Source organism: Pseudonocardia abyssalis (assembly GCF_019263705.2).
Classification (GTDB): domain Bacteria; phylum Actinomycetota; class Actinomycetes; order Mycobacteriales; family Pseudonocardiaceae; genus Pseudonocardia; species Pseudonocardia abyssalis.
Genome location: NZ_JADQDK010000001.1, coordinates 1,077,890 through 1,103,625, shown reverse-complemented (window position 1 = coordinate 1,103,625; position 25,736 = coordinate 1,077,890). Strand labels below are relative to the sequence as shown.

Here is a 25,736-nt window from a genome sequence, read left to right as displayed (position 1 = left end):
CCTTCCAGCGGCGGGGGTCGGGCCGGGGTTCGGTCACCCGCCCTGTCTACCCCTGCGCCGGGCCTCTGGCAGGCTGACCGTCCGCACATCACCAGACACGAGAGGACCACCGTGGCACCGCAGAAGCCCGAGGTCGACCCGCACGACGGGCCCGCCCCCACCGACCTCCTCATCACCGACCTCACCGTCGGGGACGGCGCCGAGGCCCGCGCCGGGCAGAACGTCGAGGTGCACTACGTCGGCGTCGCGCACTCCAGCGGCGAGGAGTTCGACGCCTCCTGGAACCGTGGCTCGACGTTCCGCTTCCCGCTCGGCGCCGGGCGCGTCATCGGGGGCTGGGACCAGGGCGTCGTCGGCATGAAGATCGGCGGGCGGCGGCGCCTGGTGATCCCCCCGCACCTGGGCTACGGCGACCGCGGAGCCGGCGGCGCCATCAAGGGCGGCGAGACGCTGATCTTCGTCGTCGACCTGCTGGGCGTCTCCTGACCCCACGCGTCCCGGTTGCCCACCGGCGCGGGCCATCCGTGCCGGTGGGCCGGACCGCTTGTCGGGTGACCCCGGGTCGGCGCACCATGGCGCCGTGAACGTCGACTGGACCGCCTGGCTGATCGGGCTGGCCGTCGCCGCCGCGGTCTGGCTCCTGCTGTGCGGGGCGATGATCCTGCTGGCCCGCAGGTTGCCACCGGGCCTGCTGCGCGACATCGCGGAGTTCCTGCCGGCCTGCGTCACGACCGCCCGGCGGCTGCGCCGCTCACCCGACGTGCCGCGGCGGGCGAAGATCGCGCTGCTGGTGGCCGTCATCTGGGTGGTCTCCCCGATCGACCTGCTGCCCGAGTTCCTGCCGGTGATCGGGCCGCTCGACGACGTCGTCGCCGTGGTGCTGCTGCTGCGCTACGCCGCGCGGTCGATCCCCCGCGCACAGCTCGTCGCGGCCTGGCCCGCCGAGCTCCGCCTGCTCGAACGCCTCCTCGACGGCCGTCGCCGGGTCGACCCGGACCCGACCGCACGGTAGGCGTCCGGCGCGTGACGCACGTAACATCGGGCGGAGGGGGCGAGAGCGATCGAGCAGACGACGCGATGTGCCCCGTCCGCGGTGCGACCACGACGGATCCACGCGCGCTCGAGCCGGGAGGGTTCCCGGAGGACTGAGGACGCCGAGTCATGATCACCGGATACGGCCATTTCGCGCAGCTCGCCGACTCGTTGCAGTGGGACGAGGCGGACATCGACTTCTCGGCCGACCGGGAGGCATGGCCGCAGCTCACCGTGGCCGAGAACGAGAACATCCTCGGGCTGCTCGCCGGTTTCCTCGTCGCCGAGAACGCGGTGTCCACGCAGCTCGGTGCGTACCAGCTGGTCGCGTCCGACCCCTCGATGAAGAAGGTGTTCCAGGCCCAGATCCGGGACGAGGTGCGCCACGCCCGCTTCTTCGACCTCGTCGCCGCCGAGGTCGTCGGCGTCCCCGGGGACGACCGCGACGCCCGGCGGGACGCCCTGCGCGCGTACGTCGACGCCGAGCTCGTCGACCTGTTCGAGGAGCGCCTGCCGGCCACCGCACAGCGGCTCGCCGACACCGGGGAGGGCCTGACCGCCGCGGTCGGGCTCTACCACATGGTGATCGAGGGCGTGGTCCTCGTCGCGGGACAGCACGCCATGCTCGACGCGCTGGAGTGCCTGTCCGTCCCGCTCCCCGGCGTGCGCCGCGGGATGGAGCTGGTGCTGCGCGACGAGCGCTGGCACATCGGGTTCGGGTCACGCATCGTCCAGGCCGCCGACGTCGGCGTGGACGAGGTGGAGTCGATGCTCGAGCAGGGTGAGACGGCCGCCAAGGTGTGGGGGAACCTCATCACCACCGAGGCCATCGAGACCGCGATGCGACAGCACCGCAGGCGGCTCAAGGCCGCGGGCATCAAGTTCTGGTAGCGCCGTCCCGGCCGGCCCGGCCGATCTCGTCCTGCCACACCGACGCCTTCGTCCGGTGCTCGTCCGCGACCGTGACGTCGCGCTCGTCGAGCAGCCGGTCGAACGCGGTGGCGGTCGTCGACACCTCCTGCGGCCGGCAGCGCGTGGACAGCTCCATCAGCTCCCGGCCGCTCGGGTAGCGGAAGTGCTCGAGGTCGGCCCGCCGCAGGCCCAGCCGCACGGCCGAGACCTTGACCCGGTGCACCAGCAGCGGTCCGTGCACCCGCAGCTCCCGCAGCCGGTCGTCGCCGACGACGTCGTGCCCGCCCCGGCACGCCCACGCCCGCTGGTGCGAGGAGAGCAGCTCCCGTGAGGCGGCCCCGCCCGCGATCACCTCGGCCGCGGCCGCCGAATCGACCTCGCGTCGGACCTCGACGTCCTGCCACAGCGCCCCGGGGACCACGTCGAACTCCACGCGCACCCCCGCCGGGACGGCCTGCCGCCGGGCCGTGCCACTGCGGCGGGCACACACCGACAGGTCGTAGCGACCGCGGGCCCGGCGGCGCAGGCGGACCTCCACCCCCGCCCGGACCAGGTCCAGGTCCGGGGTGTCGAGCAGGTACATCCGCCGGACGCTCCAGGTGGGCGCACAACGCCCCGTCAGCGCCTCCGCGGCGGGTCCGGCAGGCGGCAGGAGCAGCGTCTTCAGTTCGACGCTGTCGGCGTGCGCGCAATGGGAACCGAGCCGGGCCAGCGCCTCCGGTGATCCGAATCTCCGCACCGCAGATCGACCTCCCCCGAGTGGCACGCCGGTCGTCGTCGACCGCGTCCCCACCGCACCCTAGGGGCTCAGCCTGACGTCGCGACACCCCGCGAGCGCTCCCCCTTGCCGATCACGGACCCGCTACGTAGGGTCGAATGTGGCTCAGCACACACCGTTGTGCGGCGTGGATGTCCTCCACCGTCGTGAACCCCGTGTCCTGCCGCCCAGTGGTCGACAACCACCGACAGGTGGTCGAGTGACTCGTGGCGGCGTCCTGCGTCCTGCCGCGCAGCCCCTCGACCACGGACGGCACGGGTGTGTCCGAGATCGGTCGCTCCTGCCCTGCTCCGGCCCACGTCGATCACACCGACCAGGCCCGACGAGCCGAGGAGATCTCACGTGATGGCGATGCCGCCGTGGACAGGACGGACATTCATGACGAGGAGGTACGGCAGATGACGACTACTGCAGGAGATCCATCCGCCCAGTTGGCCGACGGCCTGGCCCGGCAGAACAGCACCGGACTGGGCCGGTTGCTCGGTACCGGGAAGGTCGGGCACGCCGTGGAGGGTCCCGACGGCCGGATGACCGCCACGGTCCGGATCCCGGAGGACGAGCTGAGCTGGGAGCCCGAGACGATCATCATGCCGCACGGCGGGGACCTCGAGCTCACGCTCATCAACGACGACAGGAACACCCACTGCGCGGTGCTGCCCAACAACGGTGACCCCAAGATCATCTGGCTGGTCAACCACTCCAAGGGCACGGCCTCGCTCAACCTGGACGGCCCGGGCACCTACTACTACGGCTCCACAACCGGCAACGACGAGGGCCGCGGCCTGATCGGGGCGATCGTCATCGGTGGAGAGGTGCCGGACCACGCCAAGCTCGACCGACCCGCGCAACCGCGCCCGTGACGACCGCCGAGCCCGCAGACAGGAGCAGACGATGACCGACTACGTCGACGCAGGCGCAGCCATCCCCCTGACGCAACTCAGCGCCGTCAAGGGCAGCGCGCCGGCCACCACGAACGTGGACTTCGAGCGCATCAAGAACGCCGGCACGGAGCCGGAGAACTGGCTCACCTACTACGGCACCTACGACGGGCAGCGCTACAGCGAGCTCGACCAGATCACGAAGGACAACGTCCGGCGCCTGTCGCCCGCGTGGGTGTTCCAGGCCGGCGCCACCGGCATGCAGTCCGGCGCGTCGACCTACTCCTTCGAGGCCGCCCCGATCGTCGTCGACGGCGTCATGTACGTCTCCGGCCCGGACGGCAAGGCCTGGGCGCTGGACGCCAAGACCGGCGAGGAGCTCTGGCGCTACAAGCACGCCTCCCCCTACGACGTCTCGCTGTGCTGCGGGAACGTCAACCGCGGCCTGGCCGTCGGGCACGGGAAGGTCTACATGGCCACCCTCAACGCCCACGTCGTCGCGCTCGACGCGACCACCGGCGAGAAGGTCTGGGACATCACGGCCGGTGACGTGCGGGCCGGGGAGAGCCGCACCGCCGCGCCGCTGCTGGTGAAGGACATGGTCGTCGTCGGGAGCTCCGGCGGCGAGTTCGGCACCCGCGGGTGCCTGGACGCGTTCGACGCCGAGACCGGGGAGCGCCGCTGGCGCCGGTACATGATCCCGAAGCCGGGCGAGCCGGGCGCCGAGACCTGGCCGTCCGACGGCGACGCGTGGCAGCGCGGCGGCGCGAACTGCTGGATCACCCCCACCTACGACCCGGAGCTGGAGCTGCTCTACCAGGGCACCGGCAACCCGGCACCCGACTTCGACGGCGGCGTGCGCCCGGGCGACAACCTCTACACCGACAGCATCGTCGCGGTGGACGTGAACACCGGCGAGATCCGGTGGCACTACCAGTGCACCCCGCACGACCTGTGGGACTACGACTCCACGATGGAGAACCTCCTGTTCGACGCCCCGGACGGGCGCAAGCTGCTCGCCCACGCGGACAAGAACGGGTACTTCTTCGTCCTGGACCGGACCAACGGCGAGCTCGTCCGCGTGTTCCCGTTCTGCGACCGGATCACCTGGGGTGAGATCAGCCCGGAGGGCAAGGTCACGCCCAAGGTGTACCCCGACGAGGAGGGCGTGCCGGTGCACTTCTGGCCGGGGCCGGCCGGGGCCAAGGAATGGACGCACATGTCCTACTCCAAGCAGACGGGGTTGATCTACATCCCGGTGCAGGAGGTCGGGGCGACGGCCACCCGCAGGCGCCGCGAGTTCAAGGAGTCCATCCCCTACTGGGGCGCCGGCGTCGCCGTCGACCTCGACGACTTCTACGGCTTCGTCAGCGCCGTCGACCCGCTGACCGGCGAGGAGAAGTGGCGCTGGCGCAACGAGTACCCGATGTGCGCCTCGAACGTCACCACGGCAGGCGGCCTGGTCTTCCAGGGCACGCCGACCGGTGAGTTCGTCGCGCTGGACGCCGAGACCGGCGAGAAGCTGTGGTCGTTCCAGTGTGGTAGCGGGCACCACAGCAGCCCCAGCGTCTACAGCGTCGACGGGCGGCAGTACCTCGCGGTACCGACCGGGTGGGGCGGCTGGATCGAGGGGTTCCTGCCCGGGCTGCTCGGGGCCGCCGCCGGCGACGCGCTGTTCGTCTTCGCCCTGCCGGAGGACTAGGACCAGATCGACGCCACGCACTACCCGGAAAGGAGGTGACGGCACATGGAGACGCTCCCTGAGTGGGAAGCCCCCGACTTCGAGGAGGTCGGGTGTGCACCCGAGGTGACGATGTACGTCGCTCGCTCGGAGGCCTAGGAAGACACATCGGGAGGGGCGCCGGAACTCAGGATCCGGCGCCCCTCCCGGCACGAGGAACGGGGGACGCGACATGTGGCTGCGGGTGCTCGGATCGGCGGCCGGGGGTGGCTACCCGCAGTGGAACTGCAGCTGCCCGACGTGCCGGGCGGTCCGCGAGGGCAGCAGGCCGGCACGGGCGCGGACGCAGTCGTCGATCGCGGTGAGTCCGGACCGGGAGCGGTGGTTCCTGTTCAACGCCTCCCCCGACATCCGGGCGCAGTTCGAGGCCTTCCCGGGCCTGCACCCCGGGGCCGACCGGGCCACCCCGCTGCAGGCGGTGCTGCTCACCGACGCCGAGCTCGACCACACCCTGGGGCTGCTCCTGCTGCGGGAGGGCCGCGGGATCGACCTGCACGCCACCGCGGCGACCCGCGCGACGCTGACATCGGGGACGGGGGTGCTGACCACGCTGGAGCGCTACTGCCCCGTCGAGTGGACGCCCGTCGTCCCGGGGCGGGACGTGTCGTTGGGCGGGATCTCCTACCGGGCCTTCGACGTCCCCACGGCCAAGCACGACCGCTTCGGCACCGGCGAGGACGACGGCCGGGTGGTGGGCTATCGGCTCACCGACGAGCGCACCGGACGCGTCGCCGTCTACCTGCCCGGTGTGCAGGAGCTGACACCCGCCGTGCTCACCGAGCTCGACGGCGTCGACTGCCTGCTCATCGACGGCACCTGCTGGCACGACGACGAGCTGATCCGCCTCGGCCTGGCCGCGAAGACCGCCCGCGACATGGGCCACCTGTCCCTCAGCGGTCCCGGCGGGAGCCTGGAGCAGCTGGCCCGGTTGCCGATCGACCGCACGATCTACATCCACATCAACAACACCAACCCGATCCTGCTCGAGGACTCACCGCAGCGGCGCGAGGTCGAGCGGGCGGGAATGGAAGTGGCCCACGACGGCCTCGAAGTGGAGGTTCCCGCACCATGAGCACCAGCACCCTGAGCACGGGCACCGGCGACCCGACGACGGACCCGACGACGGTGACACCGGAGACCGCGCAGCTCGTCGAGCAGTTGCGCGCGCACGCGCAGAGCTACCACAGTGCGCACCCGTTCCACCTGCGGATGAACGAGGGTGCGCTCCGCCCGGACCAGATCCGCGGCTGGGTGGCGAACCGCTACTACTACCAGGAGATGATCCCGCGCAAGGACGCGGCGATCCTCGCCAACTGCCCCGACCCGGCGGTCCGCCGGCGGTGGATCCGCCGGATCACCGACCACGACGGCGACGCACCCGGGCTCGGCGGCATCGAGGCGTGGCTGCGGCTCGGCGAGGCCTGCGGCCTCACCCGCGAGGAGATCGAGGACCACCGCCACCTCGTCCCCGGGGTCCGCTTCGCCGTCGACGCGTACGTCACGTTCGCCCGGACGCGGCCCTGGGTGGAGGCGGTCGCGTCGTCGCTGACCGAGCTGTTCGCCCCGGACCTGATGGCCGAGCGCCTCAGGGCCTTCGAGCAGCGCTACACCTGGATCGACCCGGAGGGCCTGGCCTACTTCCGGAACCGCCTGCACCAGGCGCCGCGCGACTCCGAGCACGCGCTCGAGGTGGTCACGCAGTACTGCCGGACCCCGCAGGACCGCGACGCCGCGGTGGCCGCGCTGTCGTTCAAGTGCGACGTCCTCTGGTCGATGATGGACGCGATCGGCCAGGCGTACGGAGACCGGCCCAGTGCCCGATGACCGCGTGACCACCGCGCCGGCGGTCCCGCCGGTCGTCGCGCCGTCGGGCCGCCCGACGTTGTCGCGGCACGTCCGGATGCGGTTCGACCCGACCCGGGAACGGCACGTGCTGCTGGGTCCGGAGTCGGTGATCGTGCTCAACCCGACCGGTGCCGACATCCTCGGGCTCTGCGACGGGCGGCGGACCGTGTCCGACGTCGCCGCGGAACTGCGGACACGGTACGGCCGCGTGGTCGACGCCGAGGTGCTCCAGGACGAGGTCGTGGCCTTCCTGGCCCGTCTCGTCACCAGACGATGTGTGGAGATCGCCGATGGATAGGCCTTTCGGACTGCTGGCCGAGCTCACCTACCGGTGCCCGCTGGCGTGTGCGTACTGCTCCAACCCGCTCGAGCTCGCCGCCTACGACGACGAGCTGAGCACCGCCGAGTGGCAGCGCGTGTTCGGGGAGGCCGCGGAACTGGGCGTGCTGCAGTGCCACCTCTCCGGCGGAGAGCCGCTGCTGCGCCGCGACCTGGTCGACCTGGTGCGCACCGCATCCGGGCTGGGCATGTACACGAACCTGGTGACGAGCGCGATCGGGCTCTCGCCCGGCCGCGCCGAGGAGCTGAAGGAGGCCGGGCTCGATCACGTGCAGATCAGCGTGCAGGCCGACGAGCCCACCGCCTCCGACCGCATCGCCGGCATCCCGTCGTTCGAGCGCAAGCTCAGGGCCGCCGCGGTCGCGAAGGACCTGGGCTGGCCCCTGACGGTCAACGTGGTCCTGCACCGGCAGAACATCGACCGGGTCGCCGAGATCATCGCCCTGGTCGAGGAGCTCGACGCCGACCGGGTCGAGCTCGCCAACACCCAGTACTACGGCTGGGCGTGGCGCAACCGCGCGGCGCTGCTGCCGAGCCGGGAGCAGCTCGCGGGGGCCGAGGACGTCGTCCGCGCCGCGCGCGCACGCCTGGCCGGGCGGATGGAGATCGTGCATGTCCTGCCCGACTACTACGGCGAGTTCCCCAAGCCCTGCATGGGAGGGTGGGCCGCCCGCCAGCTGACCGTGGCCCCCAACGGTGACGCGCTGCCCTGCCCGGCCGCGCAGACCCTCCCGCTGCCCCGGGCCAGCGTGCGGGAGGACCCACTGGGACGGATCTGGGACGGCGCCCCGGTCTTCACCGCGTTCCGCGGCACCGGCTGGATGCAGGACCCCTGCCGGACCTGCGACCGTCGCGAGCTCGACTTCGGCGGATGCCGCTGCCAGGCGTTCCAGCTCACCGGCGACGCCGCCCGGACCGATCCGGTCTGCCACCTCTCCCCCGACCACGCGATCGTCACCGAGGCGGTGGAGGCGGCCAACACGGCCTCGAGGCGCGACGACGAGGAGCTCGTGCCGCGTCCGCACCGCTGAGTCAGTCCATCTCGATCGGGGCCTGCCCGAACGCGACGAAGCTGACGACCCAGTAGGCGACGTAGAGCGCGAGCAGCAGGTAGCCGTGCCACGGCCGCAGCCGGCCGGTGTACAGGAAGAACGCCGCGAGACCGGTCACCACGACGAGCGCGGTCAGGTGCCAGGTGAGCACCTCCGGACCGACGACGATCGCGCCTCCCGCGAGGATGATGACACCGAGCTTGCCCGTGACCGAGAAGACGACGCTCCCGATGACGTTCCCGATCCCGATCTCCGGCGCGCCCTTCCGGATGGGTTCGACGGTCAGGAAGAGGTCCTCGATCGTCAGGACCGCGGTGACGATCGTGGCACCGAACAGCGTGCCCTCGATCCCGAAGCTCTCCAGGATCCCCTCGACCCCGATGCCCGTCGTCGCGGCGCCGATGATGAGGCCGGCGAGCGCGAGCAGCGCCAGTGCGATCCCCGCCCAGCCGGGACGCCCCCGGGCCTCGGCGAACGGCATCTCGTCGGCGAAGGACGGCCCCCGCGCATCGTCGGTGTCCTCCACCCGGCCGCCGTCCGCCTCACCCATTCCCGCGTAGACCTCCGCATGGCGGAAGACCGGGATCTCCCGGCGGGACTCCCGTACGGCGACGTAGGCCACGAACAGGGTGAACAGGCCGACCAGCACGGCGCCGTCGACGAGGGTGAACGGCGCCGTCAGCGTGAAGACGATCATGACCAGTGGCGCGGCGGCCAGGAGGGCGATGTAGTCCCGCGGGATCTGTACCCGGACCGGCGTGAGGATCGCGGCGACCGCGAGCACGACCCCGGTCAGGGAGATCGCGGTGCCGAAGACGGTGCCCAGCGCGACGTCGCTGAGGTCCTCCATGTTCAGCGCGACCCCGAGGAAGATGTCGTCGAACTCGATGCCCGTGAACACGATGGCCAGCAGGAAAAGGGACATCTTGAGCCCGCTGGCCGCCCCCACGAGGTAGCCGATCAGCTTCTCCGCGCTGAAGATGAGCAACACGGCGCCGGAGATGAAGACGAATACAGAGGTCAACGGTGACACTCCTTCTCGTTGCAGCCGAACGTTCTCGAATGCTCCAGGTCGGCCTGCCCGATGGTCGCAAGCAGCATCGCCCGACGCCAATCGGAGCAATGTCGCGGTCGGGCCTGCGGCAGGCCGTGGTCGCACCGTCCCCGAGAGGAGGTCCGTCGTGGGTCCGCCCGAGCGCATCCTGATCCTGAGCGACACCCACATCCCGGCGAGGGCGCGCGACCTGCCCGCGCCGGTGTGGGAGGCCGTCGACGCGGCCGACGTGGTGATCCACGCAGGCGACTGGGTCTCCGTCGCCGCCCTCGACGCCCTGCAGGCCAGGGCGGTGCGGCTGGTCGGGGTCTTCGGCAACAACGACGGCGACGAGCTGCGCGCGCGGCTGCCCGAGGTGGCCCGCGTCGAGCTCGCGGGCGTCCGGTTCGCCGTGGTGCACGAGACCGGGTCGTCGAAGGGCCGCGAGAAGCGCTGCTCCACGGCCTACCCCGACGTCGACGTCCTCGTCTTCGGCCACAGCCACATCCCGTGGGACTCCACCACCGTCACGGGCCTGCGCCTGCTCAACCCCGGCTCCCCCACCGACCGCCGCCGCCGGCCCACCCACACGTGGATGACGGCCTCGGTGGACGACGGCACCCTCGGCCCGGTCACCCTCCACCACCTCTGACGGGACTCCGGGCAGCGACTCGGGGGCGCGGAAACAGCGACTCGCGGGCCTGTCCGCGAGTCGCTGTTCTCCCGCCCCCGAGTCGCTGTTCTCCCGCCCCCGAGTCGCTGTTGTCCCGCCCCCGAGTCGCTGTTGTCCCGCACCTGGGTCATGGGTGCTGGTCAGGTCCGGCCGTCCGTGGTGAGGTGGCGCGATGGCAGCCGCGAAGGAGACTCGTGAGGGCGTCGAGCTGAGCAGTCTCGACGGCCCGCTGTTCGACGGAGCCGACGCCACCAAGCGCGACCTCGTCGACTACCTCGACGGCGTCTCGGCCCGGATCCTGCCCGGCCTCGTGCAGCGGGCACTGTCGGTGGTGCGCGTCCGGCCGGGGCAGGAGCCGTTCATGCAGAAGAACCTCCCGACGTACGCGCCGGACTGGATCGCCTCGACGACGGCGTGGTCGCACGCCTCCCAGCGCGACGTCCGCTACGCCCTGTGCGACGACCGGCGGACGCTGCTGTGGTTCGCCAACCAGCGCGCGGTCGAGTACCACCCCGCGCTGCTGCGCGACGGCGAGACGGTCTCCCGGCAGCTGGTCATCGACCTCGACCCCCCGGCCGACGACGACTTCGCGCACGTCGTGGCGGCCGCCGCGTGCGTGCGGCAGGCGCTGGCCGACTCCGGGCTCGCCGGCGCGGTGAAGACGAGCGGGGCGAAGGGCGTGCACGTCGTGGTGCCGCTGGAGCCCTCGGCGATCGACGACACCGCCGCCGCCACCCGCGCGCTCGCCGCCCGCGCCGAGCGGGTCGACCCGTCCGTCGCGACCACCGCGTACATCAAGGAGGACCGGCAGGGGAAGGTCTTCGTCGACTCCACCCGCGCGGGCGGCGCCACGATCGTCGCCGCGTACAGCCCGCGGGTCCGGCCCGGCGCGCCGGTGTCGTTCCCCGTCGCCTGGGACGACCTGGCCGAGGTCCACCCCCGCGACTTCACGATCCGCACCGCGCTCGGGCTCCTCGGCGACGCCGACCCGTGGGCCGACGCCCTGCCCGCCCCGCAGGCGCTGCCCGCCGACCTCGTCGAGCAGGGGCACGAGATCCCCGTCGCCCGCGTGGTCGCGATGCACGAGGGGAAACGGCGCAAGCGGGCGGCCCGGGCCGCGGAGTGACCCGTGCGACGATGACCGCATGATCACCGAGATCGCCGACTTCGCCGTCCTCCCCGACAAGCAGGAGGAGTTCGCCGACGCCGTCCGTGAGGGCCTCGCGCTCGTCGCCGGCACCCCCGGCTTCCGCCGCGCCCGGCTCACCCGCAGCATCGAGACGCCCACCCGGTTCGTGCTGCTCATCGAGTGGGACAGCGTCGAGGCGCACACCGTCGGCTTCCGCGAGTCGGAGGCGTTCCCGAAGTGGCGCGCGATCGTCGGGCCCTTCTTCGACGGCGCCCCGACGGTCGAGCACGTCGAGGACCTCGTCACGCACCCCTGAGCCACTCGGGCGCTGAGAACCGGCTGAGGGCCTGTCGACGGCCGTCGCCTAGCGTCGTACCGTGCCCCGCCTCCCGCGCGTGCTGCTGCTCGCGCTCGTCCTGTTCCCCGCGCTCGTCCTGTTCCCGGCGCTGCCCGCGACCGCGTTCGCGTCGACGCCGCAGGAGGGCGTCACCGAGGGGCGGGTCGAGGTCCCCGGCGCGAGCCTGGACACCACGCTGTACCTGCCCGCGACGACGCCCGCGCCCGCGGTGCTCGTCGCGCACGGCTTCGGCGGGAGCAAGGACTCGGTCGACGCCGACGCCCGCGCGCTGGTCGAGCGCGGCTTCGTCGTGCTGGCCTGGTCGGCGCGCGGGTTCGGCGCGAGCACCGGGCAGATCGGGCTGAACGACCCCGACGCCGAGGTCGCCGACGCGAGCGCGCTGCTCGACCGGCTCGCCGCGATGCCCGAGGTCGTCCAGGACGGGCCGGGCGACCCCCGCGTCGGCGTCACCGGCGCCTCCTACGGCGGCGCGCTGTCGCTGCTGCTCGCCGGGTACGACCCGCGCGTCGACGCCATCGCCCCGGTGATCACCTGGAACGACCTGGGCCAGGCGCTGTTCCCCAACGCCGCCGCCACGACCGCCCCGCCCGTCGACACCGCCGCCCGTGGCGCGTTCGCCCCCGACGGGGTGTTCAAGCGCGGCTGGGCGGGCGTGTTCTTCTCCGCCGGACTCGGGTCGGGAGCCGCTGGCGCCGACACCGGTTCCGACGCGACGGGCGCCGCAGCGGCGGGCACCGGAGCCGGGGCGGCGGTGCCGGAGGGGGCCGACCCCGTCTGCGGCCGCTTCACCGCCGAGGTCTGCGCCGCCTACACCGACGCCGCGACGACCGGGCGCCTGTCCCCCGACACCGCGGCGCTGCTGGAGCGCTCGTCGCCCCGCACCGTCACCGACCGCATCACCGCGCCGACCCTGCTGGTGCAGGGCGAGCGCGACACCCTGTTCGGGCTCGACCAGGCCGACGCCAACGCCCGCCAGATCGCCGCGACCGGCACGCCGGTGCAGGTGCGCTGGTACGCGGGCGGCCACGACGGAGGCGCCCCCGACGACGGCGTGCGCACGGCCGTCGGCGACTGGTTCTCCTTCTACCTCGACGGCACCGGCGACGACCCGGGCACCGCCTTCCCCTACGCGGTGGAGAGCGGGATCCGGGCCGGCAGCAGTACCCCGACCGGGCGCACGGTCGTGGCCGCCGACTACCCAGGCCTGGCGGGCACCGGCGTCCTCGACACCCGCGCGCTGCCGCTGGACGGCGGGCCGACCGTCGTCGCGACCCCGGCGGGCGGCAGTCCCGCAGCGATCACCGCCCTGCCCGGCCTCGGGGGCGCCCTCGGCAGCCTGAGCGGGCGGATCTCCTCGCTCACCTCCGCGCTGCCCGGTCAGTCGGCACAGTTCACCTCGGCCCCGGTCGCCGACCCGCTGCTGGTCACCGGCGCGCCGCGGGTCGACCTGACGGTCTCGCGCGTACCCGGGGAGCCCGGTCCCGCGGACGCGATCCTGTTCGTCTCCACCTCCGAGGTCACCCCCGACGGCACGCGGACGCTGCTCGGCTCCGCGGTCGCCCCGGTCCGGGTGGCGGTGCCCGCCGACGGATCCGCGGCGACGGTCACCGTCACGCTGCCCGGGGTCGTCGCGCCGGTCGAGGCGGGCAACCGGCTCGTCGTCACGGTCGCCACCACCGACCAGGCGTACGCCGGGGGCACCGAGCCCGCGGCGTGGACCGTCGACGCGGCGGCCGACCTGAGCGTCCCGGTCGTCCCGGGCGAGGCCGTCACCGCGAGCACCGTGCCGCTCGGCCCGGCCATCGGGATCGGCGTCGTGCTCGCCGTCGCGCTGCTGGCCTGGGCCGCCGCCGCGCTCGTGCGTCGCCGCGGGGCCGCCGCGCAGACGCCGGACCCCGGCGCGCCGCCGCTGGAGATCCGCGACCTCGCCAAGACCTACCGCGGCGGGTTCTCCGCCGTGCAGGGCGTGTCCTTCCGCGTCGACCGCGGGCAGGTGCTCGGCCTGCTCGGACCCAACGGCGCGGGCAAGACCACCGTGCTCCGGATGCTCATGGGCCTCATCCGCCCGACCGCAGGCACGATCACCGCGTTCGGCGAGCCCGTCGGGCCGGGTGCGCCCGTGCTCGCCCGGATCGGGGCGTTCGTCGAGGGGCCGGGGTTCCTCCCGCACCTCTCCGGCGCCGACAACCTGCGCCTGTACTGGGCCGCCACCGGCCGCCCGACGGCCGAGGCGCACCTGGCCGAGGCCCTGGAGATCGCCGGGCTCGGCGCGAGCGTGGAGCGCCGCGTCGGGGCCTACAGCCAGGGCATGCGCCAGCGCCTGGCCATCGCGCAGGCCATGCTCGGGCTGCCCGAGCTCCTCGTGCTCGACGAGCCGACCAACGGGCTCGACCCGCCCCAGATCCACGCCATGCGCGAGGTCCTGCGCCGCTACGCCGCAGGCGGGCGCACCGTGCTGGTGTCGAGCCACCTGCTGGCCGAGGTCGAGCAGACCTGCGACCACGTCGTCGTCATGCACCACGGCAAGGTCGTCGCGGACGGCTCGGTCGACGACATCATCGCGGGCGGCGGGGCGGCCACGTTCGCCGTCGACGCCCCCGCCCGGGCCGCGGACGTCCTGACCGGGCTCGACGGCGTCCACGCCGTCGAGGTCGACGGGGCGTCCGTGCACGCCGAGCTCAACGGCACCCCGCGCGCGTCGGCGGTGCGGGCGCTCGTCACGGCCGGGGTCGACGTCGCGTCGGCCGGGCCGCGGCGGCGCCTGGAGGACGCGTTCCTGCAGCTCGTCGGAGAGGACACCGTGGGAGAGGGAACAGGCCCGTGACGGACGACCGCTCCACCGTGACCGGCACCGTCGGCGCGCTCGCCGCCGGCCCGCCGGCGTCGCAGTACCGGCCGGGTCGCACGCTGCCGCTGCGCGTCGAGCTGGTGCGCCAGCTCAAGCGCCGCCGCACGCAGGTCACGTTCGGCCTGATCGCGCTGCTGCCGGTGATCCTCTGGATCGCGTTCGCGCTGGCCCCGGACGGCCCGCCGACGGGCTCGCTCAACCTCGTCGACCTCGCGAAGGTCAGCGGAGCCAACTTCGCGGTCTTCGCCCAGTTCGCGTCGGCGTCGTTCCTGCTGGTCGTCGTCGTGGCGCTGTTCTTCGGCGACACGGTCGCGGCGGAGGCGTCGTGGTCGAGCCTGCGTTACCTGCTGGCCGCCCCGATCCCCCGTGCGCGGCTGCTGCGGCAGAAGGCGGTCGTCGCGGCCGGGCTGTCGCTCGCCGCGATCCTCGCCCTGCCGCTGGTGGCGCTGCTCGTCGGCGGGCTCGCGTACGGCTCGGGCAACCTGGTGAGCCCGACGGGCGAGTCGCTGACGTTCTGGGGCGGGGCGGGGCGGCTGCTGGTCGGCGCGCTCTACGTGGCGGTGCAGCTGAGCTGGGTGGCCGCGCTCGCGCTGCTGCTCTCGGTGTCGACCGACGCGCCGCTCGGGGCCGTCGGGGGTGCGGTGATGGCGTCGATCGTCAGCCAGATCCTCAATCAGATCACGGCCCTGGAGGACCTGCGCGACTTCCTGCCCACCCGCTACGCGACGGCGTGGTCGGACCTGCTCGCCGTCGACGTCGACTGGGGCGGTATGACGCGCGGGGTGTTCTCGTCGCTGACCTGGGCGCTCGTCCTCGGCGCGGCCGCGGTGTACCGGTTCGGTCGCAAGGACGTCACGAGCTGACATCGGCGTGTGCCGGATCACCTGTCCGGGTACTCCCGCGCACCTGCCCGTGACCGACGGGCGTGACGAGGGAGAGCCTCATGACGTCCGGCACCGACCACGGACCCACCGACCCGATCGCGCCGGGCACCCCGTCCACCGCCCGTGAGCAGCGACGCGCCCTGAAGCAGGAGCAGCGCAGCCGGTTCGGGGGCACGAAATGGGGGTCGGCGTTCTTCGGCTGGCTCACCGCGCTCGGCACCGCGGTGCTGCTCAGCGGCATCGCCGCGTCGATCACCCAGGGATACGGACTCACGACCGTGCCCGGTGGTCCGCCCGCCGGGGTCGTCGCCGGGATCGTGGCCGCGGTCGTACTGTTCGTCGCCTACTTCTGCGGCGGGTACGTCGCCGGCCGGATGGCGCGGTTCGACGGTGCGCGTCAGGGCGTCGCGGTGTGGCTGTGGGCCGTCCTCGTGGCCGTCGCGGTCGCCGTGCTCGTCGCCGTCTCCGGCACGCCCGTCGACCTGACACCCCTCGCCGCGCTCGTCGGCGGTGTCCTGGACCCGGCCGCGCTGACGATCGGCGGGCTCATCCTGCTGTCCGCGGTGCTGCTGGTCGGGCTCGTCGGCGCGGTGCTCGGCGGGCTGGCCGGGATGCGTTTCCACCGCCGCGTCGACCGTGCGACGGCCCCGGTGACCCCGGTGACCCCCACCGTCTGACGCACACCCACCGTCTGACGCACACCCGGCGTCCCCAGCAGCACGCCACCGATGATGACGGCGCCGGCCACCAGCTCGACGGTGGTCGGCCGCTCGCCGAGCACGGCCGCGGCCAGGCCCATCCCCACGACGGGCACGAGCAGCGAGTACGGCGCGACGACGCCCGCCGGGTGCCTGCCCATGAGCACCGTCCAGATCCCGGAGCCGACGACGGTCGCGAGCACCACGAGGTAGGCCAGCGCGAGCAGCCCGGGGACCCCGGCCGGGGTGACGGCGGCCCGCAGCGCGTCGAACCCCGCCTGCGGGCCCTCGGTCGCCCAGGACATGGCGAGCAGTGGCACCGGCGGCACGACCGACATCCACAGCGTCAGGTGCAGCGGGTTCGGGGCCTGGGCGAGGCGGCTCGACAGGTTCCCGAGCGCCCAGCCCAGCGCGCCGAACAGGGTGAGCAGCACCGGGAGCAGCGCCGCGGTCTGCGCCCGGGACACCGCGATCGCGGCCAGCCCGAGCACGGCCAGCCCGATCCCCGCGGCCTGCCGCGCCGAGAGCCGCTCCCCCAGCAGCAGCGCGCCGAGCAGCACCGTGAACGGCGCCGACGCCTGGAGCACGAGCGACGCGAGCCCCGTCGGCATGCCGATGTCCATCGCGACGAACAGGCCGACGAACTGGACCGTGCCGAACCCCAGGCCGTAGCCGAGGAGCCAGCGCAGCGGCACCTGCGGGCGCGGGACGAGCAGCACGGTCGGGACGGCGATGACCGCGAAGCGCAGTGCGGCGAGGAACAGGGGCGGGAAGTGGTCGAGGCCGACGTGGATGGCGAGGAAGTTGCCGCCCCACAGGGCGGCGACGAACACGGCGAGCAGACGGTCGCGGAGGGGCACGGGTCCACCCTGCGCCGCGGCGTCCGTCCAGACCAGCGAATGATTCTGACGGAATGCTTTAGCGTGGCTACATGGATGTGCAGCGGCTCCGGGTGCTCCGCGAGCTGGCCGACCGTGGTTCGGTCACCGCCGTCGCCGCCGCGCTGTCGTTCACCCCGTCGGCGATCTCCCAGCAGCTCAGGGCACTCGCCGACGAGGTCGGGATGGCGCTCACCGAGCCGGCCGGGCGCGGACTGCGCCTCACCGACGCCGGGCGGGTGCTCGCCGCGGAGGCCGAGGGCGTGCTCGCCGCACTGGCCCGCGCCGACGCCGCCGTGGAGGGGCTGCGGACGACACCGCGCGGGCTCGTCCGCATGGCGATGTTCCCGTCGGGGGCACGGATGATGCTGGCGGGCGTGCTGGCGCGGCTCGACGAGCGGCCCGAGGTCGACGTGAGCTGCCGCGACGTCGACATGTCCCCCGCGGACGTCCTGGCCCTGACAGCCGACTTCGACGTCGTCGTGACCCACCGCGACGAGCACGGCCCCGCACCCGGCCACGGCCGGCTCGTCGTGCCGCTGCTGCGCGAACCGCTCGACGTCGTGCTGCCACCCGGGCACCGGCTCGCCCGGCGTCGGAAGGTCCGCCTCGACGAGCTCGCCGGTGAGTCGTGGATCAGCGTGGAGGTCGGCTGGCCCGTCGACGACGTGCTGCGCTCGCTCGCCGTGCGCACCGGCGCCACCCCGCGGGTGGTGCAGCGGATCAACGACTTCTCGGTGACCGAGACGCTCGTCGCCGCCGGGCGCGGTATCGCCCTGCTGCCCCGCTACTCCACCGACGACCGCGGCGGGCGGCGGCTGGTGCGCCGCCCCCTGGCCGGGGTACGGGCCGCCCGGCTGGTCGAGGCGGTGCTGCGGCCCAGTGCGGCCGCCCGCCCCGCCGTGCGGGCGGTGCTCGACGCGCTGAGCGCCGAGGCGGCCGCCGTCAGCGGGTCCCGCGCAGCGCCGGCGTCCGGCCCCGCACGGGCGGTGGAGGGTGCCGCACCCTGATGGCACGGCCGGATCGGACCGGGGCCCGTGGCCACTCACCGCCGCACGGCGTGGATGCGGGCGCGCAGCGACCGCTGGAGCACGACCGGGTGCAGGTGGATCGCCAGGCCCAGGAGCACCGCACCGGCGCCCCCGCGACGGGCCCGCACGACCAGCAGGGTGCCCGCCACCGCGCCGCCGAGGTGGGTCGCCTCACTGAGCCGGGTGTGCCGGTCCAGCGACGCCAGCCCGGCGCGGGTGCCGTCGAAGGACCGCCACCGCGTCACGACCCGGTCCCACGCGACGGCGCGCAGGAGCCGCCGGTAGTGCCGGACCCCCAGGCGCCGGTGCAGCTCCCGCTCCCCCGGGCGCACCCGGAACCAGCCCCCGTCCAGCTCGGGTCGCAGCACCCGCAGCGCGACCGCGGTCAGGGCCGTGGCGAGGGTGTGCCGCCCGAGGACCCCGGCCACCGTCCGGCCGACCCGCGCGGTCGAGAGCGGCATCGCGGACCGGTCAGGCGGGCCGCGGGCGGCGCGGCGGAGTCACGCCGGCCGTCGCCACCGCAGGAACAGCGCGATCATCAGCGCGACCGTGAACCACACGTAGGTGCTGCCGACGACCTGCTGCCACGCCGACCAGCCCAGCTCGACCTCCCCCGCACGCGGGAGCCCGAGCCGGTGCGGGGCGACGACGAACACCGTGCCCGCCAGCACCGTCACCACCGTCCAGCCGACGGACCGGGCCCGCCACGCCGACGCGGCGGCGACCAGCAGGGCGGGCGCGACCCACACCCAGTGGTGCGACCACGACGTCGGCGACGCGAGCAGCGCCACCCCCGCGACGGCGACGAGCGCGAGCGGAGCGGGGGCCCGGCGGATCACGGGTACCGCGATCGCCAGCAGTGCCGCGGAGAGCAGGACCCACGCCACGGTGCGCGCGGTGCCCTCGACCCCGGCGCGCACCAGCACCGCCTCCAGCGTCTGGTTGGTGAAGAACGGCGACCCGCTGACCCCGCCGGTGGGGTTGCCCAGCCAGAACGCGAGCGACTCGCGCGGCGCCACCGCGAACCCGATCGCGGTGGCCACGATCCCGGACACCACCGCGACGACCGCCGCCCGGAAGTCCCGACGGAGCAGGAAGAACAGCACGAACGCAGCCGGGGTCAGCTTGATCGCCGCGGCGATGCCGATGAGCATCCCGCGGGGCCAGCGCGGGTGGTCGACCAGGCAGTCGAGCGCGACCAGGGCCATCAGCAGCAGGTTGATCTGGCCGAACTCGACGGTCTGCAGCACCGGGTCGAGCGCGAAGGGGATGCCCTCGGTGGGGGTGTCGAGGTCGATCGGGCTGCCGGGGGTGACGGCGAGCGCGAGCGGCAGCGCGATCGAGGCCACCGCGAGCGCCCCGCCGGGGCCGCCGGAGGGCCACAGCCGGCGCGCGACGACGTAAAGGGTGGCGCCCAGCGCCAGCACCGACAGCGCGAGCAGCGCGACCCACGCGACCGTCCACGGCACGACCGCCAGCGGCGTCATCACCCACGCCGCGAAGGGCGGGTAGATGAACGGCAGCGCGATGTGACCGGAGGTCTCGGGCAGCGGGCCGTACATGTCGCCGCCGGAGAGCCACGCCTGCACACCGAACCGGTAGACCTCGAGGTCGATGTGCCGGCCCCCGGTGTGCACCACCAGCCCGGCCAGCACGAGCGCCAGCAGCGGCACGGTGACCGGCAGGACGCGACGCGGCGAGCGCAACCAGGCGGGCACGCGGCCCGCGGCTGCCACCGGGTCGGCCGTCGACGGACTGGTCACGCCGGCTCCCCCTCCTGCTCGACGCTCCACCGTAACCGGCCCCGGACCCCGCACCTCACCCGGTGGCGCTCAGGAGCGGGGCTGCTCGTCGAGCAGGGCGACGAACGTCGGTGGGGCGATCCGGCGGTAGGCGTCGGTGAGGATCTCGCGCACCACCTCCCAGTCGGGGCCACCCGGTTCCACGTCGAGGCGCAGCCCCACCCAGTCGGCCCCGCCGAACGGGGGCCCGAAGAACCGGGTCGGGTCGGCCGCGGCGAGCTCCCGGCGGGCGCCGGGCGGGGCGGCCGCCCAGAGCGCGACGTGCGACTCGTCGAACCGGTGGTCCGGAGGGTCGATGAACTTGGCGAAGGACCGGCGACCCCGCACGAACCAGGTCGGCGCACCGTGCGTCAGCCCCTCGGTGACCTCGGGCAGCGCCAGGCACCGCTCGCGCACGCCGGCCAGCAACTCGTCGGACTCGATGGTCGTCCCCTAACTGATCCCGGCCGCGTCCATGCCCCGCAGCTCCTTCTTGAGGTCCTGGATCTCGTCGCGCAGGCGCCCGGCCAGCTCGAACTGCAGGTCGCGTGCCGCTCCGAGCATCTGGTCGGTGAGGGCCTGCACCAGGTCGGCGAGCTCCGCGCGCGGCATCGACTTCGTGTCGCGGCCCGACACCACCCCGCTGCTGGACCGGCCCGGCTCGCCCGCCGCGCGCTTGCCCCGGGACTGGTTGCGGCCCGATCCGCCGATCGGCACGACGTTGCTGTCCTCGGCCTCCTTGTAGACCTGGTCGAGGATGTCGGCGATCTTCTTGCGCAGCGGCTGCGGGTCGACGCCCTTCTCGGTGTTGTAGGCGATCTGCTTCGCCCGGCGCCGGTCGGTCTCGTCGATGGCGTGCCGCATCGAGTCGGTGATCTTGTCGGCGTACATGTGCACCTCGCCGGACACGTTGCGCGCCGCGCGCCCGATCGTCTGGATCAGCGAGGTGCCCGAGCGGAGGAAGCCCTCCTTGTCGGCGTCGAGGATCGCGACGAGCGAGACCTCCGGCAGGTCGAGGCCCTCGCGCAGCAGGTTGATGCCGACCAGGACGTCGTACTCACCGAGCCGGAGCTGGCGCAGCAGCTCGACGCGGCGCAGGGTGTCGACCTCGGAGTGCAGGTAGCGGACCCGGATGCCCAGCTCGAGCAGGTAGTCGGTGAGGTCCTCGGCCATCTTCTTCGTGAGCGTGGTGACCAGCACCCGCTCGTCGCGCTCCGCGCGCTCCCTGATCTCGTGGACCAGGTCGTCGATCTGGCCCTTCGTCGGCTTGACGACGACCTGGGGGTCGACCAGGCCGGTGGGCCGGATGACCTGCTCGACGAACTCGCCGCCGGTGCGACTGAGCTCGTAGGGGCCGGGGGTGGCGGAGAGGTAGACCGTCTGCCCGATGCGGTCGGCGAACTCCTCCCACGTGAGCGGGCGGTTGTCGACCGCCGACGGCAGCCGGAACCCGAACTCGACGAGGTTGCGCTTGCGCGACATGTCGCCCTCGAACATGCCGCCGATCTGCGGCACCGTGACGTGGGACTCGTCGATGACCATGAGGAAGTCGTCGGGGAAGTAGTCGATCAGGGTGGCCGGTGCGGTGCCGGCGCCGCGGCCGTCGATGTGGCGCGAGTAGTTCTCGATGCCCGAGCAGAACCCGACCTGGCGGATCATCTCGACGTCGTACTGGGTGCGCATCCGCAGCCGCTGGGCCTCCAGGAGCTTGCCCTGGCCCTCCAGCTGCGCGAGGCGCTCCTCCAGCTCCCGCTCGATGTCGCGGACCGCCTGCTCCATCCGCTCGGGGCCCGCGACGTAGTGGGTGGCCGGGAAGATCTGCAGGTCCTCGACCTGGCGCACGACGTCGCCGGTGAGCGGGTGCAGGTAGTAGAGCGACTCGATCTCGTCGCCGAAGAACTCGATGCGCAGTGCGAGTTCCTCGTAGGCCGGGATGATCTCCACGGTGTCGCCGCGGACCCGGAACGTGCCGCGGTTGAACGCCATGTCGTTGCGCGTGTACTGCACGTCGACCAGCAGGCGCAGCAGCTGGTCGCGCTCCACCGTGTCGCCGACGTGCAGCTTCACCGACCGGTCGAGGTAGGACTGCGGCGTGCCCAGGCCGTAGATGCACGACACCGAGGCGACCACCACGACGTCGCGCCGGGACAGCAGGTTGTAGGTGGCGGAGTGCCGCAGCCGCTCGACGTCGTCGTTGACCGACGAGTCCTTCTCGATGTAGGTGTCGGTCTGCGCGATGTACGCCTCGGGCTGGTAGTAGTCGTAGTACGAGACGAAGTACTCGACCGCGTTGTTCGGCAGCATGTCGCGCAGCTCGTTGGCCAGCTGCGCCGCGAGGGTCTTGTTGGGTGCCATCACCAGAGTGGGCCGCTGCAGCTTCTCGATCAGCCAGGCCGTGGTGGCGGACTTGCCCGTGCCGGTGGCGCCGAGGAGGACGATGTCCTGCTCGCCGGCGTGGATGCGCTTCTCGAGCTCGGCGATGGCCGCGGGCTGGTCGCCCGCGGGCTCGAACTCGCTGACCACCTCGAAGCGCCCGCCGGTGCGGGGGATCTCCCCGACCGGGCGGTGCTCGGAGTGCGCCAGGGGCATCTCGCCCTCACGGGCGCTGCCGGGGACCTCGGTTGCGAATGCCACGGACCCCAGCGTACGAGCCCACCCCGACAGTTTCTGACAGCATCGACGGCGTGCACCCGCCGAAGACCGCGACCTTCGACGTCCCCGCCCGGACCAACATCGACACCAAGGGCCACGAGCGGGTGGTGGACGAGTACCGCGTCACCCCGTTCGGCCTGTACATGAGCCGCGCGATGGTGGGTCGCCCGACGGCGCACTGGCTGCAGACCTGGCTGCTGCCCGACCTCGGGCTGGCCGTCACCGACTTCGCGTGGAACCCCGGGCACGAGCGCGACCAGGACTTCTACCTCGACGTGTGCGAGATCGTCGGCGACGGCGACCGCTGGCTGCTCACCGACCACTACCTCGACATCGTGGTCCGCACCCGGCGCGACGCCCGCGTGATCGACGTCGACGAGTTCGTCGGGGCGGTGGCGTGCGGGGTGCTCGACCCGGCCGCGGCGGAGGCGGCGATGCACAGCACCCACCGCGCCGTCGACGGCCTGGCCGCCCACGGACACGACCTCGACGCCTGGCTCGGCAGCCTCGGTGTGGAGCTGACCTGGCGGGAACGGCCGCCGGGTCAGGCGACGCCGCCGCCGGCCTGACGACCGGCCTGGCTGCCGGGGGTGACCGATTCGGACTCGGTGGACGTCGTCGGCTCCGTCGTGGTGGTGGAGGACGGCATCGAGCTGGTGGTCGTCGTCTGAGTCGTGGTGGTCGGTGGAGCAGTCGTGGTGGGGTCCGGCGTGCCCTCGTCGATCGGCGGGCGGGTGGTGGTCACCGGCGGACGCGTGGTCGTCGGCGGGGCGACCACCGGCGGGGCCACGACGGGCGGTGCGACCGGGGCCGCCGTGCGCGCCGGGGTCCGCTCCGCCGTCTGCCGCCGCGTCGTCTCGGGGCGGCGGGTCTCCTCGGCGGGGGCCACTTCCGCCGGCGTCGGGACGACGGTGGTGGTCGGGGCGGCCGATTCCGGCAGCACCGGCACGACGTCGGAGGTGCCCGACGCGGCCGGCGCGACCTGCGCGGACGCCGCCGGGGCGTTGGCGATCTGCGCCACGGCGGTGACCCCGCCGAGCGCACCCACCGCGATGACGGCGGCGGCTGCGGCGGTGCTGGCGCGGTTCGCCGAACCGGTGTGGCGGATGACGTCGTCGACCGACGGGAGCGTGACGGCGGCCGACAGCTCGTCGTCGAGCCGCCGGAACTCGTCGGTGACGCGGGTCAGGGCGTCCATCAGTACTGCCTCTCCGCACCCGCGTGGGGTGTGTAGGGATCGTCGTATGCCGGTGCCACGCCGAGCACGCTCGGCAGCTCGTCGGCCATGCCCTCGGTGACCACCTGGTGGGCGCGCCGCAGCCGCAGCCGGACGGTCTCCTCGGAGACCTGCTCGAGCGCGGCGATGTCGCGCCGGGAGGTGCCGACCATGTGGAACAGGACCACGACCCGGCGCTCGGCGATCGAGAGCCGACCCAGTGCCGCGAGCAGGGCGGCCGTGCGGGGGTCGCCGTCGCCGACGGCGCGCGGCCGGGCGAGCCCGACCCGCTCCAGCACCCGGCGCCAGCCCCGCTGCGTGGAGCGGACGGCGACGCGGCGGACCCAGCCCGTCGGGTCGGGCCCGACGCTGATCTCGGCCCACTTGCGCCAGGCGCGCGAGTACGCCTCCTGGACGACGTCGTGCGCCTCACCGGGGTCGAGGGTGATCGCGTAGAGCTGGGCGACGAGGCGCTGGTAGTTGGCCTCGAGGTGGGCGCCGAAGTCGACGCGCAGCGACGCCGGCGATGCCGACGGGGCGTCCTGGACGACGACGGGCGCGGACGGCAGGGACGGCTCGGGGAGCGGCGTCGGCCCGACGACCGTCTCCCCGTACGCATCCGCCCCGTAGGCCTGCTCCGGAGCCGGAACGGCGTCGCCCTTGACCAGGTTGACGCGGACGTCCTGATCCACCTGCGCGCTCACTCCCCCACCCCGTCCCGTCCGTTCGCGGCTCTCCTGCTCACCCATCGTGGGGGCGTAGCGCTGCGTTACCGCAGGGTGCGTCCACTCAGCCCAACGAGGGGGTCCACCCCGACGATACTGCCCATCCCTCCGCGCGGTCGGACGCCCCGTCGAACCAGGGCGCCTCGATCCCGACGTACCGCTCCGCCTCGCCCCCCGACTCCGCCTGGGCCCGCCGCTGGAGCACGAGGTACTCCTCGCGGGACGCCGGGTCGGCGCGCAGCCAGTCGCGGAACAACAGCGCGTACCGCCAACCGGGCGACCCGGTCTCCCGGATATGCAGGTGGACGCGACGCCCGGGGTCGGCGGTGCCGTGGCACTGCTCGGGCCGGACGGGGCCGGGCGGCTTCGGGTCGTCGTGGTCGACGTCCGGGCACCGGGGGAACCCGACGTCGGCCAGTGCGTCGCGGAACCCGGCCGCCTCGTCCAGCGAGCCGACCGCGAGCTGCAGGTCGATCACGTCCTCGGCGGGCAGCCCCGGTACCGCCGTCGAACCGATGTGGGCGACCTCACGCCCCCCGGCGGCCGCGGAGATCCGGGCCGCGAGACGTGCGGCGTCGGCGGGCCAGGCCGGGTCGGGGTCGGCGAGCACGACCGTGGCGGTGCGCACCGGGTCGCGCCGGCGCAGGCGGGACTCGAACTCCACCAGCCGGCCGTCCCACAGGGCGTCGACCGCGCCGTCGAGCGCCTCGGGTGCGCCGCTGTTGTCGAGCCAGACGTCGGCGGCGGCCCGGCGGGCGTCGTCGTCGGCCTGGGCGGCGATCCGGGAGCGGGCGTCGGCCTCGGGCATCCCACGCTGCCCGACGAGTCTCCGGACCCGCTCCTCCGCGTCGGTGTGTACGACCACGACCAGCGGGAACATCGGTCCCATCCCGCCCTCGACGAGCAGCGGGATGTCCTGCACCACGATCGCGTCGGCGGGGGCCTGCGCGATCAGCGCGTCGGAGCGGCGGCGGACGAGGGGGTGCACGATCGCGTTGAGCCGGGCGCGCGCGTCGGCGTCGCCGAAGACGACGGAGGCGAGCGCGGGCCGGTCGAGCTCGCCGTCGGCGGTGAGCACGCCGTCGCCGAACGCGGTGGCGATCTCCGCCAGGCCGTCGGTGCCGGGCGCGACGACCTCGCGGGCCAGTGCGTCGGAGTCGACGAGCACGGCGCCGCGGTCGACGAGCCGGCGCGCCACCGTCGACTTGCCCGATCCGATTCCCCCGGTCAGCCCCACGCGCAACATGGCGGCG

27 protein-coding genes and 1 pseudogene are annotated in these 25,736 nt (G+C 73.6%); 18 read left to right on the top strand and 10 right to left on the bottom strand.

Features of this window, described 5'->3' with window-relative positions; translation table 11 throughout:
* Window positions 1–111: 111 nt before the first annotated feature.
* The 3 genes from I4I81_RS05315 to I4I81_RS05305 all read left to right on the top strand — a co-directional run bounded on the left by I4I81_RS05315 (window position 112) and on the right by I4I81_RS05305 (window position 1,923).
* A complete protein-coding gene (locus tag I4I81_RS05315) occupies window positions 112–486 on the top strand; it encodes an FKBP-type peptidyl-prolyl cis-trans isomerase (protein WP_218603328.1) in 375 nt (124 codons plus the stop codon).
* Between the two features lie 94 nt (window positions 487–580).
* Window positions 581–1,012, top strand: a complete 432-nt coding sequence (locus tag I4I81_RS05310; RefSeq protein ID WP_226363765.1) for a YkvA family protein — start codon at window positions 581–583, stop codon at window positions 1,010–1,012.
* Between the two features lie 149 nt (window positions 1,013–1,161).
* Window positions 1,162–1,923 (top strand): ribonucleotide-diphosphate reductase subunit beta, encoded by a 762-nt coding sequence (locus I4I81_RS05305; RefSeq protein WP_218603329.1) that lies wholly within the window; start codon window positions 1,162–1,164, stop codon window positions 1,921–1,923.
* On the opposite strand, the gene I4I81_RS05300 is transcribed toward I4I81_RS05305, so the two are convergent.
* Window positions 1,910–2,683, bottom strand: a complete 774-nt coding sequence (locus I4I81_RS05300) for a hypothetical protein (RefSeq protein ID WP_218603330.1) — start codon at window positions 2,681–2,683, stop codon at window positions 1,910–1,912. The two genes, I4I81_RS05305 and I4I81_RS05300, sit on opposite strands and share 14 nt — an antisense overlap.
* Before the next feature lie 437 nt (window positions 2,684–3,120).
* Here I4I81_RS05300 and I4I81_RS05295 point away from each other — a divergent pair, with 437 nt between their 5' ends.
* The 7 genes from I4I81_RS05295 to pqqE all read left to right on the top strand — a co-directional run bounded on the left by I4I81_RS05295 (window position 3,121) and on the right by pqqE (window position 8,556).
* The gene (locus I4I81_RS05295; protein WP_218603331.1) at window positions 3,121–3,582 is read left to right on the top strand and encodes an MSMEG_3727 family PQQ-associated protein; all 462 of its coding nucleotides are present in this window, start codon (window positions 3,121–3,123) and stop codon (window positions 3,580–3,582) included.
* Between the two features lie 31 nt (window positions 3,583–3,613).
* Window positions 3,614–5,302: a PQQ-dependent dehydrogenase, methanol/ethanol family gene (locus I4I81_RS05290; protein WP_218603332.1), complete on the top strand. Its 1,689-nt coding sequence runs from the start codon at window positions 3,614–3,616 to the stop codon at window positions 5,300–5,302.
* A 45-nt stretch (window positions 5,303–5,347) separates the two neighbouring features.
* Window positions 5,348–5,440 (top strand): pyrroloquinoline quinone precursor peptide PqqA, encoded by a 93-nt coding sequence (gene pqqA / locus I4I81_RS05285; RefSeq protein ID WP_218603333.1) that lies wholly within the window; start codon window positions 5,348–5,350, stop codon window positions 5,438–5,440.
* A 73-nt stretch (window positions 5,441–5,513) separates the two neighbouring features.
* Window positions 5,514–6,413, top strand: coding sequence for a pyrroloquinoline quinone biosynthesis protein PqqB (gene pqqB / locus I4I81_RS05280; RefSeq protein ID WP_218603334.1), 900 nt, complete (start codon window positions 5,514–5,516; stop codon window positions 6,411–6,413).
* Window positions 6,410–7,165, top strand: coding sequence for a pyrroloquinoline-quinone synthase PqqC (pqqC, locus tag I4I81_RS05275; RefSeq protein ID WP_218603335.1), 756 nt, complete (start codon window positions 6,410–6,412; stop codon window positions 7,163–7,165). The genes pqqB and pqqC overlap by 4 nt, the downstream gene beginning before the upstream one ends.
* 4 nt (window positions 7,166–7,169) lie before the next feature.
* Window positions 7,170–7,484 carry a pyrroloquinoline quinone biosynthesis peptide chaperone PqqD gene (gene pqqD / locus I4I81_RS05270; RefSeq protein ID WP_226363764.1) on the top strand — a complete coding sequence of 105 codons (315 nt, stop codon included), beginning with the start codon at window positions 7,170–7,172 and terminating at the stop codon, window positions 7,482–7,484.
* Window positions 7,477–8,556 (top strand): pyrroloquinoline quinone biosynthesis protein PqqE, encoded by a 1,080-nt coding sequence (pqqE, locus tag I4I81_RS05265; protein WP_218603336.1) that lies wholly within the window; start codon window positions 7,477–7,479, stop codon window positions 8,554–8,556. Before pqqD ends, pqqE begins: the two co-directional genes overlap by 8 nt.
* A 1-nt stretch (window position 8,557) precedes the next feature.
* Here pqqE and I4I81_RS05260 read toward each other — a convergent pair whose 3' ends face one another.
* Window positions 8,558–9,601: a calcium:cation antiporter family protein gene (locus I4I81_RS05260; RefSeq protein WP_218603337.1), complete on the bottom strand. Its 1,044-nt coding sequence runs from the start codon at window positions 9,599–9,601 to the stop codon at window positions 8,558–8,560.
* Window positions 9,602–9,758: 157 nt separating this feature from the next.
* Here I4I81_RS05260 and I4I81_RS05255 point away from each other — a divergent pair, with 157 nt between their 5' ends.
* The 6 genes from I4I81_RS05255 (at window position 9,759) to I4I81_RS05230 (ending at window position 16,179) form a co-directional block, all read left to right on the top strand.
* Window positions 9,759–10,262: a metallophosphoesterase family protein gene (locus tag I4I81_RS05255; RefSeq protein WP_226363762.1), complete on the top strand. Its 504-nt coding sequence runs from the start codon at window positions 9,759–9,761 to the stop codon at window positions 10,260–10,262.
* A 193-nt stretch (window positions 10,263–10,455) separates the two neighbouring features.
* On the top strand, window positions 10,456–11,409 hold the full coding sequence (locus I4I81_RS05250) for a DNA polymerase domain-containing protein (protein WP_218602214.1): 954 nt from the start codon (window positions 10,456–10,458) through the stop codon (window positions 11,407–11,409).
* Window positions 11,410–11,428: 19 nt separating this feature from the next.
* Window positions 11,429–11,728, top strand: coding sequence for an antibiotic biosynthesis monooxygenase family protein (locus I4I81_RS05245; RefSeq protein WP_218602213.1), 300 nt, complete (start codon window positions 11,429–11,431; stop codon window positions 11,726–11,728).
* A gap of 61 nt (window positions 11,729–11,789) precedes the next feature.
* Window positions 11,790–14,594 (top strand): alpha/beta fold hydrolase, encoded by a 2,805-nt coding sequence (locus I4I81_RS05240; protein WP_218602212.1) that lies wholly within the window; start codon window positions 11,790–11,792, stop codon window positions 14,592–14,594.
* Window positions 14,591–15,481: an ABC transporter permease gene (locus tag I4I81_RS05235; RefSeq protein ID WP_218602211.1), complete on the top strand. Its 891-nt coding sequence runs from the start codon at window positions 14,591–14,593 to the stop codon at window positions 15,479–15,481. Before I4I81_RS05240 ends, I4I81_RS05235 begins: the two co-directional genes overlap by 4 nt.
* 80 nt (window positions 15,482–15,561) lie before the next feature.
* Window positions 15,562–16,179 carry a hypothetical protein gene (locus I4I81_RS05230; protein WP_225924492.1) on the top strand — a complete coding sequence of 206 codons (618 nt, stop codon included), beginning with the start codon at window positions 15,562–15,564 and terminating at the stop codon, window positions 16,177–16,179.
* Window positions 16,180–16,208: 29 nt separating this feature from the next.
* Here I4I81_RS05230 and I4I81_RS05225 read toward each other — a convergent pair.
* Window positions 16,209–17,060 (bottom strand): annotated as a pseudogene (locus tag I4I81_RS05225) (EamA family transporter); the annotation flags it as partial.
* A 71-nt stretch (window positions 17,061–17,131) separates the two neighbouring features.
* On the opposite strand from I4I81_RS05225, the gene I4I81_RS05220 reads away from it, so the two are divergent.
* Entirely contained in the window at window positions 17,132–18,088 is a 957-nt protein-coding gene (locus I4I81_RS05220; RefSeq protein ID WP_218602209.1) for a LysR family transcriptional regulator, read from the top strand.
* A gap of 35 nt (window positions 18,089–18,123) precedes the next feature.
* Here I4I81_RS05220 and I4I81_RS05215 read toward each other — a convergent pair whose 3' ends face one another.
* The 4 genes from I4I81_RS05215 to uvrB all read right to left on the bottom strand — a co-directional run bounded on the left by I4I81_RS05215 (window position 18,124) and on the right by uvrB (window position 22,524).
* Entirely contained in the window at window positions 18,124–18,570 is a 447-nt protein-coding gene (locus tag I4I81_RS05215; RefSeq protein ID WP_218602208.1) for a glycosyl-4,4'-diaponeurosporenoate acyltransferase CrtO family protein, read from the bottom strand.
* A gap of 39 nt (window positions 18,571–18,609) precedes the next feature.
* Window positions 18,610–19,872 carry a glycosyltransferase family 87 protein gene (locus I4I81_RS05210; RefSeq protein WP_218602207.1) on the bottom strand — a complete coding sequence of 421 codons (1,263 nt, stop codon included), beginning with the start codon at window positions 19,870–19,872 and terminating at the stop codon, window positions 18,610–18,612.
* A 69-nt stretch (window positions 19,873–19,941) separates the two neighbouring features.
* Window positions 19,942–20,307, bottom strand: coding sequence for an MmcQ/YjbR family DNA-binding protein (locus I4I81_RS05205; RefSeq protein WP_226363761.1), 366 nt, complete (start codon window positions 20,305–20,307; stop codon window positions 19,942–19,944).
* 36 nt (window positions 20,308–20,343) lie between these two features.
* Window positions 20,344–22,524: an excinuclease ABC subunit UvrB gene (gene uvrB / locus I4I81_RS05200; RefSeq protein WP_372453554.1), complete on the bottom strand. Its 2,181-nt coding sequence runs from the start codon at window positions 22,522–22,524 to the stop codon at window positions 20,344–20,346.
* A gap of 41 nt (window positions 22,525–22,565) precedes the next feature.
* Here uvrB and I4I81_RS05195 point away from each other — a divergent pair, with 41 nt between their 5' ends.
* Window positions 22,566–23,111: a ribonuclease FAU-1 family protein gene (locus tag I4I81_RS05195; protein WP_218602217.1), complete on the top strand. Its 546-nt coding sequence runs from the start codon at window positions 22,566–22,568 to the stop codon at window positions 23,109–23,111.
* Here the strand turns inward: I4I81_RS05195 and I4I81_RS05190 are convergent.
* The 3 genes from I4I81_RS05190 to coaE all read right to left on the bottom strand — a co-directional run bounded on the left by I4I81_RS05190 (window position 23,087) and on the right by coaE (window position 25,729).
* Entirely contained in the window at window positions 23,087–23,740 is a 654-nt protein-coding gene (locus tag I4I81_RS05190) for a hypothetical protein (protein WP_218602206.1), read from the bottom strand. The genes I4I81_RS05195 and I4I81_RS05190 overlap by 25 nt on opposite strands.
* A complete protein-coding gene (locus I4I81_RS05185; protein WP_218602205.1) occupies window positions 23,740–24,462 on the bottom strand; it encodes an RNA polymerase sigma factor in 723 nt (240 codons plus the stop codon). Before I4I81_RS05185 ends, I4I81_RS05190 begins: the two co-directional genes overlap by 1 nt.
* Before the next feature lie 85 nt (window positions 24,463–24,547).
* On the bottom strand, window positions 24,548–25,729 hold the full coding sequence (gene coaE, locus I4I81_RS05180; protein WP_218602204.1) for a dephospho-CoA kinase: 1,182 nt from the start codon (window positions 25,727–25,729) through the stop codon (window positions 24,548–24,550).
* Window positions 25,730–25,736: the final 7 nt, after the last annotated feature.